The sequence below is a fragment of the Ralstonia edaphi genome, assembly GCF_958350185.1.
Classification (GTDB): Bacteria; Pseudomonadota; Gammaproteobacteria; order Burkholderiales; family Burkholderiaceae; genus Ralstonia; species Ralstonia edaphi.
In genome coordinates this window covers 534,352-548,180 of sequence record NZ_CATWHI010000003.1, presented here as the reverse complement: position 1 = coordinate 548,180, position 13,829 = coordinate 534,352, and the positions used below count along the sequence as shown (strand labels likewise).

Here is a 13,829-nt window from a genome sequence, read left to right as displayed (position 1 = left end):
CCCCCGGACGCTCCCATGCTTTCCCTGCTATCCCACCCGCGCCTGTCGCACTGCCGCCGCATGTTCCTGCGCAACTACGAAGTGCAGATCAACATCGGCGTGCATGAATTCGAGAAGAAGGGCGAGCAGCGCGTCCTGATCAACATCGAGCTGTACGTGCCGCTGGAGCATTCGTCGCCCACGGAAGACAAGCTGCATGAAGTGGTGGATTACGACTTCATGCGCGACACCGTGGCGCGGCGTATGGCGCAAGGTCATATTCACTTGCAGGAGACGCTGTGCGATGACGTGCTGACGGCGATGCTCAAGCATCCGCATGTGCTGGCTGCGCGGGTGTCGACGGAGAAGCCGGATGTGTATCCGGATTGCGAATCCGTGGGTGTTGAGGTGTTTCGGATTAAAGAGTCGGGCTGAGGGCTTTTTTTGATGCTCGTGGAGCGTCCCTTGTTTCACCCCCTGCCGGGGGCGACTCACTTTCTTTGTCTTGCCAAAGAAAGTAAGCAAAGAAAGGCGCGCCCGATGCGGCGAAAGACTCCTTGAATTTATGTCGCAAGGAGGGGAAGGGAAAAACTCGCTTCGCTCAGACAGTTTCCCTTCCTTTTTCCTCCTTGCAACAGAAATTCAAGGCGCCGCATAGGGCAGGGTAGGGCCACACCGTCTGTGCGCGGGCGTTGGCGGTGCGCTTTTTCTTGATGGCGGCTCAAGCCGCCGTCGCGTATTCGCGGCGCTGGGCGTGCAATGCGCCTGCGACGCTGGCCAGCAGGTCCAGGGCCAGATGCGCTGTGATCCCGCCCTTGTCGTGGCGCGGGTTGTATTCCACCAGTTCGAATGCGGCGAAACGTGCATCGCGTGCGCAGGCGGCAAGTGCCTGGGCCATGCCGTGTGCGGTGAGGCCATCTGTTTCGGGCGTGCCGACGCCGGGTGCGACGGCGGGGTCGAAGGCATCCAGATCCAATGTCACGCCAAAGGCCGCGGTGCCCGATTTGACCTGGCGGATGGCGTCAGCCATGACGGCGCGCAGGCCGCTGCGTGCCACTTCGGCGGCGTCGACGACGCGCACGCCAAGCAGATCCAGCAACGCGCGTTCGGCGGGCTCATAGCTGCGCGCGCCGATTACCACGACGTGTTCCGGCAACAGCTTCGGCGCGGCATCGCGGATTTGCGTGAGGGCCGCTGCGCCATGGCCGAGCAGCGCCGCCAGCGGCATGCCGTGGATGGCGCCGGAATCGCTCGTCTGCGGTGTGTGGCTGTCGAGATGGGCGTCGATCCAGATCAGGCCGAGCGGACCCTTCGGCCGCAAGGCGTTTGCCACGCCGGACCACGTGCCGATGGCGCACGAGTGATCGCCGCCGATGACCACGGGCACATGTCCTTGGTGCACGCTGTGCGCCGTCGCATCCGCAAGCGCGCGAGAGAAGCCGGCAACGCCCGGGAGCGCCGCCAGGCGTGCCGAGCGGTTGTGCCCGGCCGACGTCGCCAGTTCGATGTCGTGCACGAGCCCAGCGTGCGTGTCAGGCGTCTGCAATCGCGCCAGCGCGCCGGCTTCCAGCAGCGCACGCGGGCCGTCCTTGCAGCCGTCGTCTTGCGCGCCGCAGCCGATGGCCGCGCCGATCAGATCGATGATGGTCATGTCACTCCCCTTGCGAGTTCTTCCGTCACGCCACCTTGCGGCGCGGCCACCCTGCCAGCGTCTGGCGGATGGCCTCCAGCGCCAGTGCCAGTTCCGCCTCGCCAATCACCAGCGGCGGTGTCAGGCGGACCACGTTGCCGTTGGTGTCCTTGGTCAGCACGCCGCGCTCGGCCAGCGCGAAGGCGAAGTCGTGTGCGTCGATGTCGGCGTCGAGCTGCAGGCCGATCAACAAGCCGCGTCCGCGCACCTGCCGCACGCCGTGGCCGACCAGCGTTTTCAGTTCATTGATGAACGCTGCGCCCACGCGCGCGGCACGCTGTGGCAGTTGTTCTTCCATCAGCAAGGCAAGTGCCGCCCGGCCGATGTGCGCTGCGAGCGGGTTGCCGCCAAACGTGGATCCGTGGTCGCCCGGCCGGAACACGCCGATGACGGCCTCGCGCCCCGCAATGGCTGACACGGGCACCATGCCGCCGCCGAGCGCCTTGCCCAGCACCACCAGGTCGGCGTCAACGCCTTCATGCCAGCTCGCGAGCACATCGCCGGTGCGGCCGAGGCCCGTTTGCACCTCGTCGCAGATCAGCAGCACGTTGTGCCGGGTGGCGAGTTCACGCGCGAGTTTCAAGTAGCCAGCAGGCGGTTCGACGATGCCGCCTTCGCCTTGCACAGGTTCCATGAGGATGGCGCCGGTGTTGGGCCCGATGGCCGCACGCAGTGCATCGGCGTCGCCAAACGGAATGCGTCGGAAGCCCCCCGCGAACGGGCCGAATCCGTAGCGATATTGATCGTGCGAGGAGAACCCGACGATCGTCGTTGTGCGGCCGTGGAAATTGTTCTCGAAGACGATGATCTCGGCCGCCTCGGGCGCCAGGCCCTTCACGTCGCGGGCCCACTTGCGGGCCGCCTTGATGGCGGTTTCGACGGCCTCGGCGCCGGTGTTCATGGGCAGCGCGCGGTCCATGCGCGTGATGCGGCAGACGTCGGCCAGGAACGGGCCCAGTTCGACGTTGTGGAAGGCGCGCGACGTGAGCGTCAGGCGGCCCGCCTGCTCTATCAGCGCGGCAACGAGTTTCGGATGCGAATGCCCAAAGCTCACGGCCGAGTACGCCGACATCATGTCGAGGTAGCGCCGGCCGCCGGTATCGAACAGCCACACGCCTTCGCCGCGTTCCAGCATGACGGGCAAGGGCGCGTAGTTGCGTGCGCCGTAACGGTCTTCCAATGCATAGCTCGGATGTTGCATTGCGGTCGTCATGATGGCCTCCTGCCTGGATCGGTCGTTCACTTGCGGCGGATTGTGCGATCTGACAGACTTGAAATCAAATCGAATGTTTTTCGTTTTTCGATCCAAAAATTTGATGAATTGAGGCGCCATGTCGCACTCGCCGCTGCGCTATTTGCATAGCTTCCTGACCGTCGCCAACGAGGGCAGCTTCGTGCGTGCCGCAGACCGCCTGGCCGTGTCGCAACCGGCGCTGTCCTACCAGATGCGGCAGCTGGAGCAGTGGCTCGGCGTGCCCTTGTTCGAGCGCTCGGGGCGCAAGCTCGTGCTCACGCGCGCGGGCACTTCGGTGCGTGCGTGGTGCCGCGATGCGTTTGCCGGCCTGGATGAACTGCGCGCGGCCTTGCACAGCGGCGAGATGGAGCGCGTGTCGCTCAAGCTGGCGAGCGGCTCCAGCTTCGGCCGCTATGTGCTGATGCCGGCGCTCCTGACGCCATCGCCCGAATCAGACGCGCCGCTGCTGGACGACGTGCGCCTCGAACTCGCCTTCGGTAGCGACGAAGAGGTCTTCGGCCACGTTGAATCCGGCCGCGCCGATCTCGGTTTCGTCTACACACCGCGCACGTCGCGCCTGTTTGAGCACCACGCTGTCTATACCGAGGAATTTGTGCTCGCCTGCAGCGCCCGCGCACTGCGCGAGCACGCTGCGCCACGCACGCTGGCTGATTGCGCGGCGCTGCCCTTCGTCACCTACGACGAATCCGACGCGGTCTACGGGCTGTGGTTCAAGGCGCTGTTCCGGCGCATGCCCGAGACGACCGTCAGCGCGCATCACGTCTCCGACCTGGAAGAGGTGAGCACCTTGGTGGAGGCTGGCATGGGCTGGTCGGTGCTGCCGCTGCACGCCATCCAGGATGCAGTGGAGCGCGGGCGCTTGCACGTCGTGCGCCCGATCGTGGCGCGACGCTGCCTGAACACCGTGTTTGCCGTGCGTCGCACATCGAGTTTCCCGAGCGAAGCCCAAGACCGCTTGCTGGTGCGGCTGGCGCAGCTCGATGCGGCCGCGCGCGCTTAGCCGCGAAATCGTCCCCTTCCTGACCGACCTGCACAGCGTCAATTTCCGCCTTGAAATTAATTAATTCGACAATTAATATTCGCGGCATGGCAACCCGTAAACCTCCCGCTCGCGGCCCCGGCCGCCCCCGCCGCCAGGATGGCGCAACGCAGGACGACCTCCGTGACCGCCTGCTCGACATGGCCGTCACGTTGTTTGCGCGCGATGGCGTCGGCCCGACCACGCTTGCCGCCATCGCCCGCGAAGCCGGGGTGACGGCGCCGATGGTGCATTACCACTTCAAGACGCGCGATCAATTGCTCGACGCCGTGGTGGAAGGGCGCATCCGGCCGCTCGTCGATCAGGTGACGGGGCCGGCGCTGGCGATCATCGCCGACGACGCGCATCTGCCCGACCTTGCGCAGACGGTGGCCGGCGTGGCCCAGCGCATGGTGGCGGTGGCCACGGCCACGCCATGGTTTCCGACGCTGTGGATTCGCGAGATCGCCAGCGAGGGCGGGCAGTTGCGCGAGCGTGTGTTCGCACGCATCGCGCTGGAGCGCGCCACGTTGCTGGTCGACCGCATTGCGCGCGCGCAGGCCGCCGGCGCGGTGAACGCGTCTTTGCAGCCGCCGCTGGTGATGGTGTCGTTGATCGGCCTGGCGATGCTGCCGCTGGCGACGCGCGCGCTGTGGGGCCGCCTGCCGCTGGCGGATCGGGTCAGCGACGAGGACATCGGCCGGCACGTGGCGGCGCTACTGCTGCATGGCATCGGCCCAGTCGCCACGCCCGAGCAGGCGGACGGGAAATCAGCCAAGCGGAAATCGAAATCGAAGCCCAAGTCCAAGCCAAAGAGCAAGGAACGCGAGTAGGGCGAACACGGCAGGTCAATCGCATCAATCGCATCAATCGAATCCCGCGGAGGGCGGTATGCGGCAAGCGTTGTGCATGGGTAGGGCAGGGAGTTTGGCGGCGGTATCGGCCGCAGCCATCGTGCTGGCGGGCTGCGCCAAACACGACGACCGGACCTACCAGGGCTATGTGGAAGGCGAGTTCGTCTACGTGGCCTCGCCGGTGGGCGGGCGGCTCGAACATCTCGCTGTGCAACGCGGGCAGACCGTCAATGCGGGTACGCCGCTCTTCGCGCTCGAATCGGTGGACGAGACCGCGGCCCGCCAGCAGGCAGCCGCGCAATTGCAAGGCGCCGAAGCGCAACTCGCCGATCTGAACGTCGGCAAGCGTGTGCCCGAAGTGGACGCGGTGCGCGCGCAACTGGCGCAGGCGGTGGCGGCGGACAAGCTCTCGTCGACGCAACTCGCGCGTGACGAAGCGCAGTTCCGCGCAGGCGGCATCGCGCAATCGCAGCTCGATGCAAGCCGCTCGACCGCGCAGACCAACGCGCAGCGCGTGCGTGAGTTGACCAATCAGCTGCGCATTGCCCAGTTGCCGGCGCGCAATGACCAGATTCGCGCGCAATCCGCGCAGGTGGAAGCCGCGCGTGCGGCGGTGGCGCAAGCGCAATGGCGGCTCGATCAGAAAGCGCAGAAGGCCACGCAGGGCGGTCTCGTGTTCGACACGCTGTATCGCGAAGGCGAGTGGGTCGGCGCCGGCAGCCCCGTGGTGCGGATGCTGCCGCCGGCCAACGTGAAAGTGCGGTTCTTCGTGCCGCAAGGCGTGGTCGGCGCGCTCAAGCCCGGGCAAGCCGCGCGCCTGCACTGCGATGGCTGCGCGGCGGATATCAACGCCACCGTCACCTACATCGCCACCGAAGCCGAATACACGCCGCCCGTCATCTACAGCAACGCGACGCGCGACAAGCTGGTCTTCATGGTGGAGGCGCGGCCCGCTGCGGCCGACGGTCCGAAGCTACGCCCGGGCCAGCCCGTGGAGGTCACGCTGCCATGAGCGCTGCCAGCCACGACGGTCAACCGCTCACACGCAACGGCGACTACGCCATCGACGTGCATGGCCTGAACAAGCACTTCGGCGACAAGCACGTTGTGAAAGACCTCTCCATGCAGGTCGCGCGCGGCGAGATCTTCGGCTTTCTCGGCCCCAACGGCAGCGGCAAGACCACGTCGATCCGCATGATGTGCGGGCTGCTGACGCCCGACAGCGGCAGCGGCTCGTGCCTCGGTTACGACATCCTCAAGGAGTCTGCGCAGATCAAGCGGCGCGTCGGCTACATGACGCAGCGGTTCTCGTATTGGGATGATCTTTCGATTCGGGAGAATCTCGATTTCGTGGCGCGCCTGTACGAGATGCCCAATCGGCGAGAGGTGGTCGACCACGCGCTGGAGCATCTCGGGCTGGCCTCGCGCGCCAGGCAACTGGCGGGCTCGCTGTCCGGCGGCTGGAAGCAACGCCTGGCGCTGGCCGCGTGCATGCTCCACAAGCCCGAGCTGCTGCTGCTCGATGAACCCACCGCCGGCGTCGACCCGAAAGCGCGGCGCGACTTCTGGGAAGAACTGCACCGGCTGGCGGCGGAAGGCATTTCGGTGCTCGTCAGCACGCACTACATGGACGAAGCCGAGCGCTGCCACAAGCTCGCCTACATCGCGTATGGCGAACTGCTCGCGCACGGCACCGCCGATGAGGTGATCGCCGCACAGCATCTGTCGACATGGTCGGTTTCGGGCGGCAACCTGGTGGAACTGGGCCGCAAGCTGGAAGGGCAGCCCGGCGTGGATCAGACCGTCGCGTTTGGGTCTGTGCTGCATGTGACCGGCGCGGACGCGCAAGCGCTGGAGGGCACGCTGCGCAAGCTCGCCGGAGAATCCGGCACGCGCGCCGAGCCGATCGACACCGGCCTCGAAGACGTCTTCATCCACATGATGAAGCGCTCCTCCGACAACTACGGGGCGCAGCCATGAAGCCGGACGGCAATCGCTTTTCCCTCGTGCGCTGGTGGAGCGTGGTGCTCAAGGAATTCCTGCAACTGCGCCGCGACCGCGTGACGTTCGCGATGATGATCGGCATTCCGATCATGCAGCTGTTTCTGTTCGGCTTTGCCATCAACGCCGATCCGAAGCATCTGCTGACCGGCGTGATTGCCGCAGACCAGAGCGAGTTCACACGCAGCTTCCTGGCCAGCATGCGCAACTCCGACTACTTCGACCTGACGACCACGCTGGTCGACGAAACGGCGGGGCGCGAAGCGCTGGCCAAGGGGCAACTGCAGTTTGTCGTAACGATCCCGCCGGACTTCACGCGCAAGCTTGTGCGCGGCGAGAAGCCCTCGCTGCTTGTGGAGGCCGATGCCACGGATCCTGCCGCTACCGGCCTGGCCGTGGCGTCGCTCTCGCAACTCGTGCAAGGCGTCGTCAACAAGGACATGAAGGGCGCGCTGTCGCCGTTGGCCGGAGGTGCGGGCGCGGGCCCGAGCAGTGCGGCGCCGCCATTCGATGTGCGGATCCACAAGCTCTACAACCCGGAAGGCATCACGCAGTACAACATCATCCCCGGCCTGATGGGCACCATCCTGACGATGACCATGGTGATGATGACGGGCCTGGCGATGACGCGCGAGCGCGAGCGCGGCACGATGGAAAACCTGCTCGCCACGCCGGTGCATCCGCTGGAGGTGATGACGGGCAAGATCGTCCCGTACATCTTCATCGGGCTGGTGCAGGTAACGATCATTCTGTTGATGGCGTTCTTCGTTTTCCACGTGCCGTTTGTCGGCAGCGTGTGGATGGTCTACGTGTCGGCGCTGCTGTTTATCGTGGCGAGCCTGACGGTGGGGATCACGCTGTCGTCGCTGGCGCAGAACCAGCTGCAGGCGACGCAGCTGACGTTCTTCTACTTCCTGCCGAACATCTTGCTCTCGGGCTTCATGTTTCCGTTTGTGGGCATGCCCAAGTGGGCGCAGGTGATCGGCAACTTGCTCCCCATGACGTACTTCAATCGGCTCACGCGCGGCATTCTGCTCAAGGGCAATGGATGGGTTGAGTTGTGGCCGAGCATTTGGCCGTTGATGGTGTTTACGGTGGTGGTGTTGGGGGTGGCGTTGCGGTTTTATCGCAGGACGTTGGATTGAGGTGGCTATGTGGATGCTGTGGATTCGACGTGCTGAGGCTGGTGGTGCATCTCTTGTTTCGTCCCCTGCCGGGGCCGACTTACTTTCTTTGTCTTGCCAAAGAAAGGTAAGCAAAGAAAGGCGCGCCCGAGATGGCGAATTCCCCTTGAATTTATGTCGCAGAGAGGGGAAGGGAAAAACTCGCTTCGCTCAAACAGTTTCCCTTCCTACTTCTTCTCTGCAACAGAAATTCAAGGCGCCATCTAGGGCAGGGTACGGCCACACCATCTGGTCCCATTTGCTGACGTTGGGGCGTGCGTTGGCGGTTGGCGAATGTGCGGCGGGGGTCGTGTTGATCGCCGCACTGGCTGTGAGTGGCTGTGCCGTCGGTCCCGATTTCAAGGCACCCGCGGGGCCTGCGGCTACCGGCTATTCCGCGCAGCCTGTGGCGCGGGAAACCGCGTCCGCGCCCGTTGTTGGCGGCGAAGCGCAGCATCTTGTCGATGCCAACGTGCCGGCGGATTGGTGGCACCTGTTCCGGTCCCCCGCGCTGGATGCGTTGGTGGACGAGGCGTTGCGCGCGAGCCCGTCCGTCGCGCAGGCGGAGGCGCGCTTGCGCCAGGCGCAGGCCGAAGCGCAGGCGCAGTTCGGGTATGCGTTGCCGTCGGTGGATGGCACCGTGTCGGCGGTGCGCCAGCAGATCAACCCGGAGGCGTTCGGGTTCAATACGCCCAAGCCGGGGCCGTTCACGTTGTATTCGGCGTCGCTGTCGGTGTCGTATGCGCTGGATATTTTTGGCGGCGTGCGCCGGGCGCTGGAAGCATCGCAAGCGCAGGTCGATACGCAGCGTTATGAACTCGAAGCGGCGCGCTTGTCTCTGGCAGGCAATGTGGTGACGACCGTGGTGCGGATTGCCGCGCTGGATGTGCAGATCGCGACCACGCAGCGATTGGCGGCTGAGCAGCGCAAGCAGTTGGAGATCACGGAGCGGAGGTTGAGCGTGGGCGGCGTCGCGCAGGTCGATGCGTTCTCGCAGCGCACGCTCGTCGCGCAGACCGACGCGACGCTGCCGCCGCTCGTGCAACAGGCTGCGCAGCAGCGGCATCGTCTATCGGTATTGCTGGGCCGCGAGCCCGGCGCTGGGTTGCCGGACTTGCCATCGCTCGACACGCTGCATTTGCCCGACCCGCTGCCGGTGTCGCTGCCATCCACGCTCGCGCAGCGCCGCCCCGACATCCGCGCTGCCGAAGCGATGTGGCACGAAGCCAGCGCCAACGTGGGCGTGGCCACGGCGAACCTGTTCCCGCGCATCACGTTGTCCGCAGGCCTGGGTTCGGAAACCACCAGCTTCCGCAACCTCCTCGGCGCCGGGTCGAGCATCTGGAACCTCGGCGCCGGGTTCACGCAGCCGATCTTCCACGGCGGCACCCTGCGCGCCAAAAAGCGCGAAGCCGAAGCCGCCTACGACGCTGCCGGCGCCGCCTACAAGCAAGCCGTATTGCAAGGCCTGCAAGAAGTGGCCGACGCCCTGCACGCCGTCAACAACGACGCCCAAACGCTACAGGCCCGAGCGCAGGCAACCGATCAGGCGCAACAGACCCTGCGCGCCGCCCAAGCCCGCCACGCCGCCGGCGGCATCAGCACGCTGACGTTGCTGGACGCCCAGCGCCAGGTCGACCAGGCCACGTTGCAACAGGTGCAGAGCCAAGCCGACAGGTTGCTGGACTCCGCCGCGCTCATGCAGGCGTTGGGTGGCGGTTGGCAATAAACCCACGACAAAGGGAAACCCAATCGACAACGCAAGCCTTCAGCCGGTGTGGCCGTACCCTGCCCTAGATGGCGCCTTGAATTTCTGTGAGCGGGCGGAAAAAGGAAGGAGGCCTGTTTGAGCGCAGCGAGTTTGCCTCCTTCCCCGCACGGTCACAGAAATTCAAGGGGAAGTCGCCATCTCGGGCGCGCCTTTCTTTGCTTACTTTCTTTGGCAAGACAAAGAAAGTGAGTCGCCACCGGCAGGGGGTGAAACAAGGGCGAACCCAAAGCGCAAAAAACAAACAGTCAGCCAGCCGCCGCCCGCAACAACCGCTGCTGATAAGCCTGCAAATGCGCAAACGCCACCCGCAGCAGCGACACATCAACGCCCAACGCCCGCCCACGGCGCAACATGTCCCCCACGATGTGATCCGCCTCCACCCGCGCACCACTCTCCAGATCCCGCAGCATCGATGCCGTCAGCGGCGACCCAGCCTGCGTCAGCACGTTCAGCGCACGCTCGCGCGCCGCCTGCCGATTCGGATACCCCGACGCTGCCGCCACGCGCTCGCACGCCGTGAACATCGCCTCGTTCAGCGCGGCGCCCTCATCCGTGGCGACAATCTCGCCCACCGTCGCCCGCATCAGGCACGTCATTGCCGCTAGCGAAGTGAGGAACGTGAATTTCTCCCACATGTCCTGCATGACGTTCTCGGCCAGCACGGAATCAAAGTGGGCCGTGGCAAACACATCGCGAATCGCCTCGGTGCGCTCGCGGGGCGCATGCGGCGTGCGCTCGCCAAAGGTGATCGAATGCGCGGCGGGGCCCTGGCCGTTGCTCAGGTGCAGCACCGCGCCATCCGGCGCACTCGTCGCACTGATGTGGCACAGCCCACCGAGCACCCGCGATTCACCAAACGCCGCATCCAGCCGTTCCAGATGCGCGAGCCCGTTGAGCACCGGCAGCACCACCGTGCGCTCGCCCACCACGGGGCGGATGGCCGTGATGGCGTCTTCCAGGTCGTAGGCCTTGCAGCTCAGCAGCACCAGGTCGGCACGGCCCCAAGCCGCCGCCTGGTCTGCGGTGACGGTCTGCACGGGCAATTGCGCATCGCCGTGCGGGCTGCGGATCACCAGGCCGTGTTCGCGCAACCGCGCCGCCCGCGCAGGGCGCACCAGGAACGTCACGTCTGCGCCCGCCTGGGCGAGCCGCCCACCGAAATAACCGCCGGTGCCACCGGCGCCAAGCACCAGAATCCGCATTGCTGTCGTCATGGGGTTCGTTTCCATCGAGCCAAAGATAGGCAAACGATTCTAGGCCTGTTCGCGCGACCCTGCAGGCGGCGCCCCGCGCGCGCTAAAATGCTGATTTTCCTCACAATTTGACGCCCGTCCGGCCATTATTCAGCGCTGGCGGGGTCGATATGCCATGACGTTTTCCAATAATTTCCACCGCCTCGAAACCCGTCTGCAGTCGCAGGTTGGCCGCGCCATCGGCGACTTCAAGATGATCGAAGACGGCGACACCATCCTCGTGTGCCTGTCCGGCGGCAAGGATTCGTACACGATGCTGTCGGTGCTGATGGCGCTGCAGAAGCGCGCGCCGGTCGACTTCAAGCTGATCGCGATGAACCTCGACCAGAAGCAGCCCGGCTTTCCGGAAGAGGTGCTGCCCAACTATCTGAAGAAGCTGGGCGTGGAATATGTGATCGTCGAGGCGGACACCTATTCGATCGTCAAGGAGAAGGTGCCCGAGGGCAAGACGACGTGCTCGCTGTGCTCGCGCCTGCGCCGCGGCGTGATCTACCGCACGGCCAAGGAGCTGGGCGCCAACAAGATCGCGCTGGGCCACCACCGCGACGACATCGTCAACACGTTCTTCCTGAACATGTTCTTTGGCGGCAAGATGAAGTCGATGCCGCCCAAGCTGGCCACCGACAACGGCGACCACATCGTCATCCGGCCGCTTGCCTATTGCGCGGAAAAGGACATCGCCTCCTACGCCCGCGCGATGGAATTCCCGATCATCCCGTGCAACCTCTGCGGCTCGCAGGAAAACCTGCAACGCAAGAAGGTCAAGGAGATGCTGCTGGAGTGGGAGCGCCAGACGCCGGGCCGCATCGACAACATCTTCGCTTCGCTGCAGAACGTCGTGCCGTCGCACCTAGCCGATACGGATCTGTTCGACTTCAACGGCCTGACCACCGGCCTGGCGAAGATCGGCGAAGACGCGCTGTTCGGCCAGACTGCCTACGACCAGGCCCCGCTGGTGTTTGCCGGCTCGCACGACGATCGCATCGAGTTCGTGCGGTTTGAGCGCAAACCAGGCGACAAGCCCGCCGAGCAAGCCGTGCCCGGGGAGGCCGCGGCAAGCTGAGCGCGGCGCGCTTCACACAGGTGACACACGCGGCGCACATGCGCTGCGTGCGCTCCGCCATCCGCCTGACCGGCCGGCGGCCTAACCGTCTCGGTAATGGCGCGATTGCAACAATTCCACCGTTTGACCGGTTCAGGGGGAGGGTGGGCCCCATGCTAGAATTTTTCCATCTGTGTCTTATACGCCGCAAAAGCGCCCCGCAGAAGGGTTTGCAGGCGGTCCGGCCATCCTGAGGGGAGGTGGCTGGCGGTGGGTTTCAGGCAGCCAATCCCGGTGCCGGCAACCCGTCGCAGGCTATCGCTTCGAGTCACTCTAGGAACCTCCTTGTGAATATCGTCATCCTGGCTGCAGGCATGGGCAAACGCATGCGCTCCGCCCTGCCGAAAGTGCTGCACCCCCTGGCCGGCAAATCGCTGCTGGCGCACGTCATTGAAACCGCGCGCACCCTGTCGCCGACGCGGCTGGTGGTGGTTGTCGGTCATGGCGGCGATCGGGTGCGCGAGATGGTTGGCGCGCCCGACATCGCTTTCGCCACGCAAGACAAGCAACTTGGCACGGGCCACGCCGTCATGCAGGCCGTGGACCAGCTCGACGAGAGCGTGCCCACCCTGGTGCTCTACGGCGATGTGCCGCTCACCCGCGCCGAAACGCTGAACGCGCTGGTGGGCGCCGCCGGCAACGACCACCTGGGCGTGCTGACCGTGCATCTGGGCGACCCGACCGGCTACGGCCGCATCGTGCGCGACGCCGCCGGCCGCATCACGCGCATCGTCGAGCAGAAAGACGCCAACGAAACGCAACTCGCCATCCATGAGGTGAACACCGGCATCCTCGTGTGTCCGACGGCCAAGCTCAAGAGCTGGCTTGCCACGCTCTCCAACGACAACGCGCAGGGCGAGTACTACCTGACCGACGTGATCGAGCGCGCCGCCAGCGAAGGCGTGCCCATCACGTCCGCCCACCCGCTGGCCGAGTGGGAAACGCTGGGCGTGAACAGCAAGGTGCAGCTGGCTGAGCTGGAGCGCATTCACCAGCGCAACATCGCGCAGCAACTGCTGGAAGACGGCGTGACGCTCGTCGACCCGGCGCGCATCGACGTGCGCGGCAAGCTCACCTGCGGCCGCGACGTGGTGATCGACGTCAACTGCATCTTCGAGGGCGATGTGACGCTGGCTGACGGCGTGCGCATCGGCGCCAACGCGGTGATCCGCGATGCGGCCATCGAGGCCGGCGCAGAGATCCTGCCGTTCTGCCATATCGAGCGCGCCAAGGTTGGCGCCGACTCGCGCATCGGCCCGTATGCGCGGCTGCGCCCGGGCACCGAGCTGGCCGAAGACGTGCACATCGGCAACTTTGTCGAGGTCAAGAACAGCCAGATCGCGGCGCACAGCAAGGCCAACCACCTGGCCTACGTGGGCGACGCCACGGTCGGCTCGCGCGTCAACATCGGCGCGGGCACCATCACGTGCAACTACGACGGTGCGAACAAATTCCGCACCGTCATCGAAGACGACGCCTTCATCGGTTCCGACACGCAGCTCGTGGCGCCGGTGCGCGTGGGCAAGGGCGCGACGCTGGGCGCCGGCACCACGCTGACCAAGGATGCGCCCGACGGCAAGCTGACGGTCTCGCGCGCACGGCAGGTCACCATCGACAGCTGGCAACGCCCGGTCAAGCAGAAGAAGGAAGGCTGACAGGTTTTCTCCTGCGCCGAACAGCGGATGCCGCTTCGGCACACGAGCATCGATACTGAATTACCGAGTGCGGCGCACATTGAACGTG

Annotated in this window: 12 protein-coding genes; 9 read left to right on the top strand and 3 right to left on the bottom strand. The window is 65.4% G+C overall.

Annotated elements, in window-relative coordinates:
* The first annotated feature begins 15 nt into the window (after positions 1 to 15).
* The gene (locus R2669_RS13015) at positions 16 to 414 is read left to right on the top strand and encodes a dihydroneopterin aldolase (RefSeq protein WP_024976941.1); all 399 of its coding nucleotides are present in this window, start codon (positions 16 to 18) and stop codon (positions 412 to 414) included.
* A gap of 286 nt (positions 415 to 700) precedes the next feature.
* Here the strand turns inward: R2669_RS13015 and R2669_RS13010 are convergent, their stop codons facing one another.
* Together R2669_RS13010 and rocD are read right to left on the bottom strand one after the other, a co-directional pair.
* Complete coding sequence (locus R2669_RS13010) at positions 701 to 1,630, bottom strand: arginase (RefSeq protein WP_316900489.1); 930 nt, start codon at positions 1,628 to 1,630, stop codon at positions 701 to 703.
* Between the two features lie 25 nt (positions 1,631 to 1,655).
* Positions 1,656 to 2,882 carry an ornithine--oxo-acid transaminase gene (gene rocD, locus R2669_RS13005; RefSeq protein WP_316900488.1) on the bottom strand — a complete coding sequence of 409 codons (1,227 nt, stop codon included), beginning with the start codon at positions 2,880 to 2,882 and terminating at the stop codon, positions 1,656 to 1,658.
* A gap of 118 nt (positions 2,883 to 3,000) precedes the next feature.
* Between rocD and R2669_RS13000 the strand changes: the two genes are divergently transcribed.
* The 6 genes from R2669_RS13000 to R2669_RS12975 all read left to right on the top strand — a co-directional run bounded on the left by R2669_RS13000 (position 3,001) and on the right by R2669_RS12975 (position 9,689).
* A complete protein-coding gene (locus R2669_RS13000; protein ID WP_316900487.1) occupies positions 3,001 to 3,924 on the top strand; it encodes a LysR family transcriptional regulator in 924 nt (307 codons plus the stop codon).
* Positions 3,925 to 4,010: 86 nt separating this feature from the next.
* Positions 4,011 to 4,775 (top strand): TetR/AcrR family transcriptional regulator, encoded by a 765-nt coding sequence (locus R2669_RS12995; RefSeq protein ID WP_316900485.1) that lies wholly within the window; start codon positions 4,011 to 4,013, stop codon positions 4,773 to 4,775.
* Between the two features lie 58 nt (positions 4,776 to 4,833).
* A complete protein-coding gene (locus R2669_RS12990; protein WP_316875056.1) occupies positions 4,834 to 5,808 on the top strand; it encodes an HlyD family secretion protein in 975 nt (324 codons plus the stop codon).
* Positions 5,805 to 6,776, top strand: coding sequence for an ABC transporter ATP-binding protein (locus R2669_RS12985; protein ID WP_316900483.1), 972 nt, complete (start codon positions 5,805 to 5,807; stop codon positions 6,774 to 6,776). The genes R2669_RS12990 and R2669_RS12985 overlap by 4 nt, the downstream gene beginning before the upstream one ends.
* A complete protein-coding gene (locus R2669_RS12980) occupies positions 6,773 to 7,942 on the top strand; it encodes an ABC transporter permease (RefSeq protein WP_316900481.1) in 1,170 nt (389 codons plus the stop codon). The genes R2669_RS12985 and R2669_RS12980 overlap by 4 nt, the downstream gene beginning before the upstream one ends.
* 7 nt (positions 7,943 to 7,949) lie before the next feature.
* Positions 7,950 to 9,689 (top strand): efflux transporter outer membrane subunit, encoded by a 1,740-nt coding sequence (locus R2669_RS12975; RefSeq protein WP_316900480.1) that lies wholly within the window; start codon positions 7,950 to 7,952, stop codon positions 9,687 to 9,689.
* 287 nt (positions 9,690 to 9,976) lie between these two features.
* On the opposite strand, the gene panE is transcribed toward R2669_RS12975, so the two are convergent.
* Positions 9,977 to 10,933, bottom strand: coding sequence for a 2-dehydropantoate 2-reductase (gene panE / locus R2669_RS12970; protein WP_316900861.1), 957 nt, complete (start codon positions 10,931 to 10,933; stop codon positions 9,977 to 9,979).
* Between the two features lie 166 nt (positions 10,934 to 11,099).
* Here panE and ttcA point away from each other — a divergent pair, with 166 nt between their 5' ends.
* Together ttcA and glmU are read left to right on the top strand one after the other, a co-directional pair.
* Positions 11,100 to 12,047, top strand: a complete 948-nt coding sequence (gene ttcA / locus R2669_RS12965) for a tRNA 2-thiocytidine(32) synthetase TtcA (protein WP_027678562.1) — start codon at positions 11,100 to 11,102, stop codon at positions 12,045 to 12,047.
* 326 nt (positions 12,048 to 12,373) lie between these two features.
* The gene (gene glmU / locus R2669_RS12960; protein ID WP_027678561.1) at positions 12,374 to 13,741 is read left to right on the top strand and encodes a bifunctional UDP-N-acetylglucosamine diphosphorylase/glucosamine-1-phosphate N-acetyltransferase GlmU; all 1,368 of its coding nucleotides are present in this window, start codon (positions 12,374 to 12,376) and stop codon (positions 13,739 to 13,741) included.
* The last annotated feature ends 88 nt before the right edge of the window (positions 13,742 to 13,829 follow it).

Bases quoted from the DNA above. Each gene is read 5' to 3' on its own strand.
- R2669_RS13015 (WP_024976941.1), top strand. From the start codon at position 16: ATGCTTTCCCTGCTATCCCACCCGCGCCTGTCGCACTGCCGCCGCATG.
- R2669_RS13010 (WP_316900489.1), bottom strand. From the start codon at position 1,630: ATGACCATCATCGATCTGATCGGCGCGGCCATCGGCTGCGGCGCGCAA.
- rocD (WP_316900488.1), bottom strand. From the start codon at position 2,882: ATGACGACCGCAATGCAACATCCGAGCTATGCATTGGAAGACCGTTAC.
- R2669_RS13000 (WP_316900487.1), top strand. From the start codon at position 3,001: ATGTCGCACTCGCCGCTGCGCTATTTGCATAGCTTCCTGACCGTCGCC.
- R2669_RS12995 (WP_316900485.1), top strand. From the start codon at position 4,011: ATGGCAACCCGTAAACCTCCCGCTCGCGGCCCCGGCCGCCCCCGCCGC.
- R2669_RS12990 (WP_316875056.1), top strand. From the start codon at position 4,834: ATGCGGCAAGCGTTGTGCATGGGTAGGGCAGGGAGTTTGGCGGCGGTA.
- R2669_RS12985 (WP_316900483.1), top strand. From the start codon at position 5,805: ATGAGCGCTGCCAGCCACGACGGTCAACCGCTCACACGCAACGGCGAC.
- R2669_RS12980 (WP_316900481.1), top strand. From the start codon at position 6,773: ATGAAGCCGGACGGCAATCGCTTTTCCCTCGTGCGCTGGTGGAGCGTG.
- R2669_RS12975 (WP_316900480.1), top strand. From the start codon at position 7,950: ATGTGGATGCTGTGGATTCGACGTGCTGAGGCTGGTGGTGCATCTCTT.
- panE (WP_316900861.1), bottom strand. From the start codon at position 10,933: ATGCGGATTCTGGTGCTTGGCGCCGGTGGCACCGGCGGTTATTTCGGT.
- ttcA (WP_027678562.1), top strand. From the start codon at position 11,100: ATGACGTTTTCCAATAATTTCCACCGCCTCGAAACCCGTCTGCAGTCG.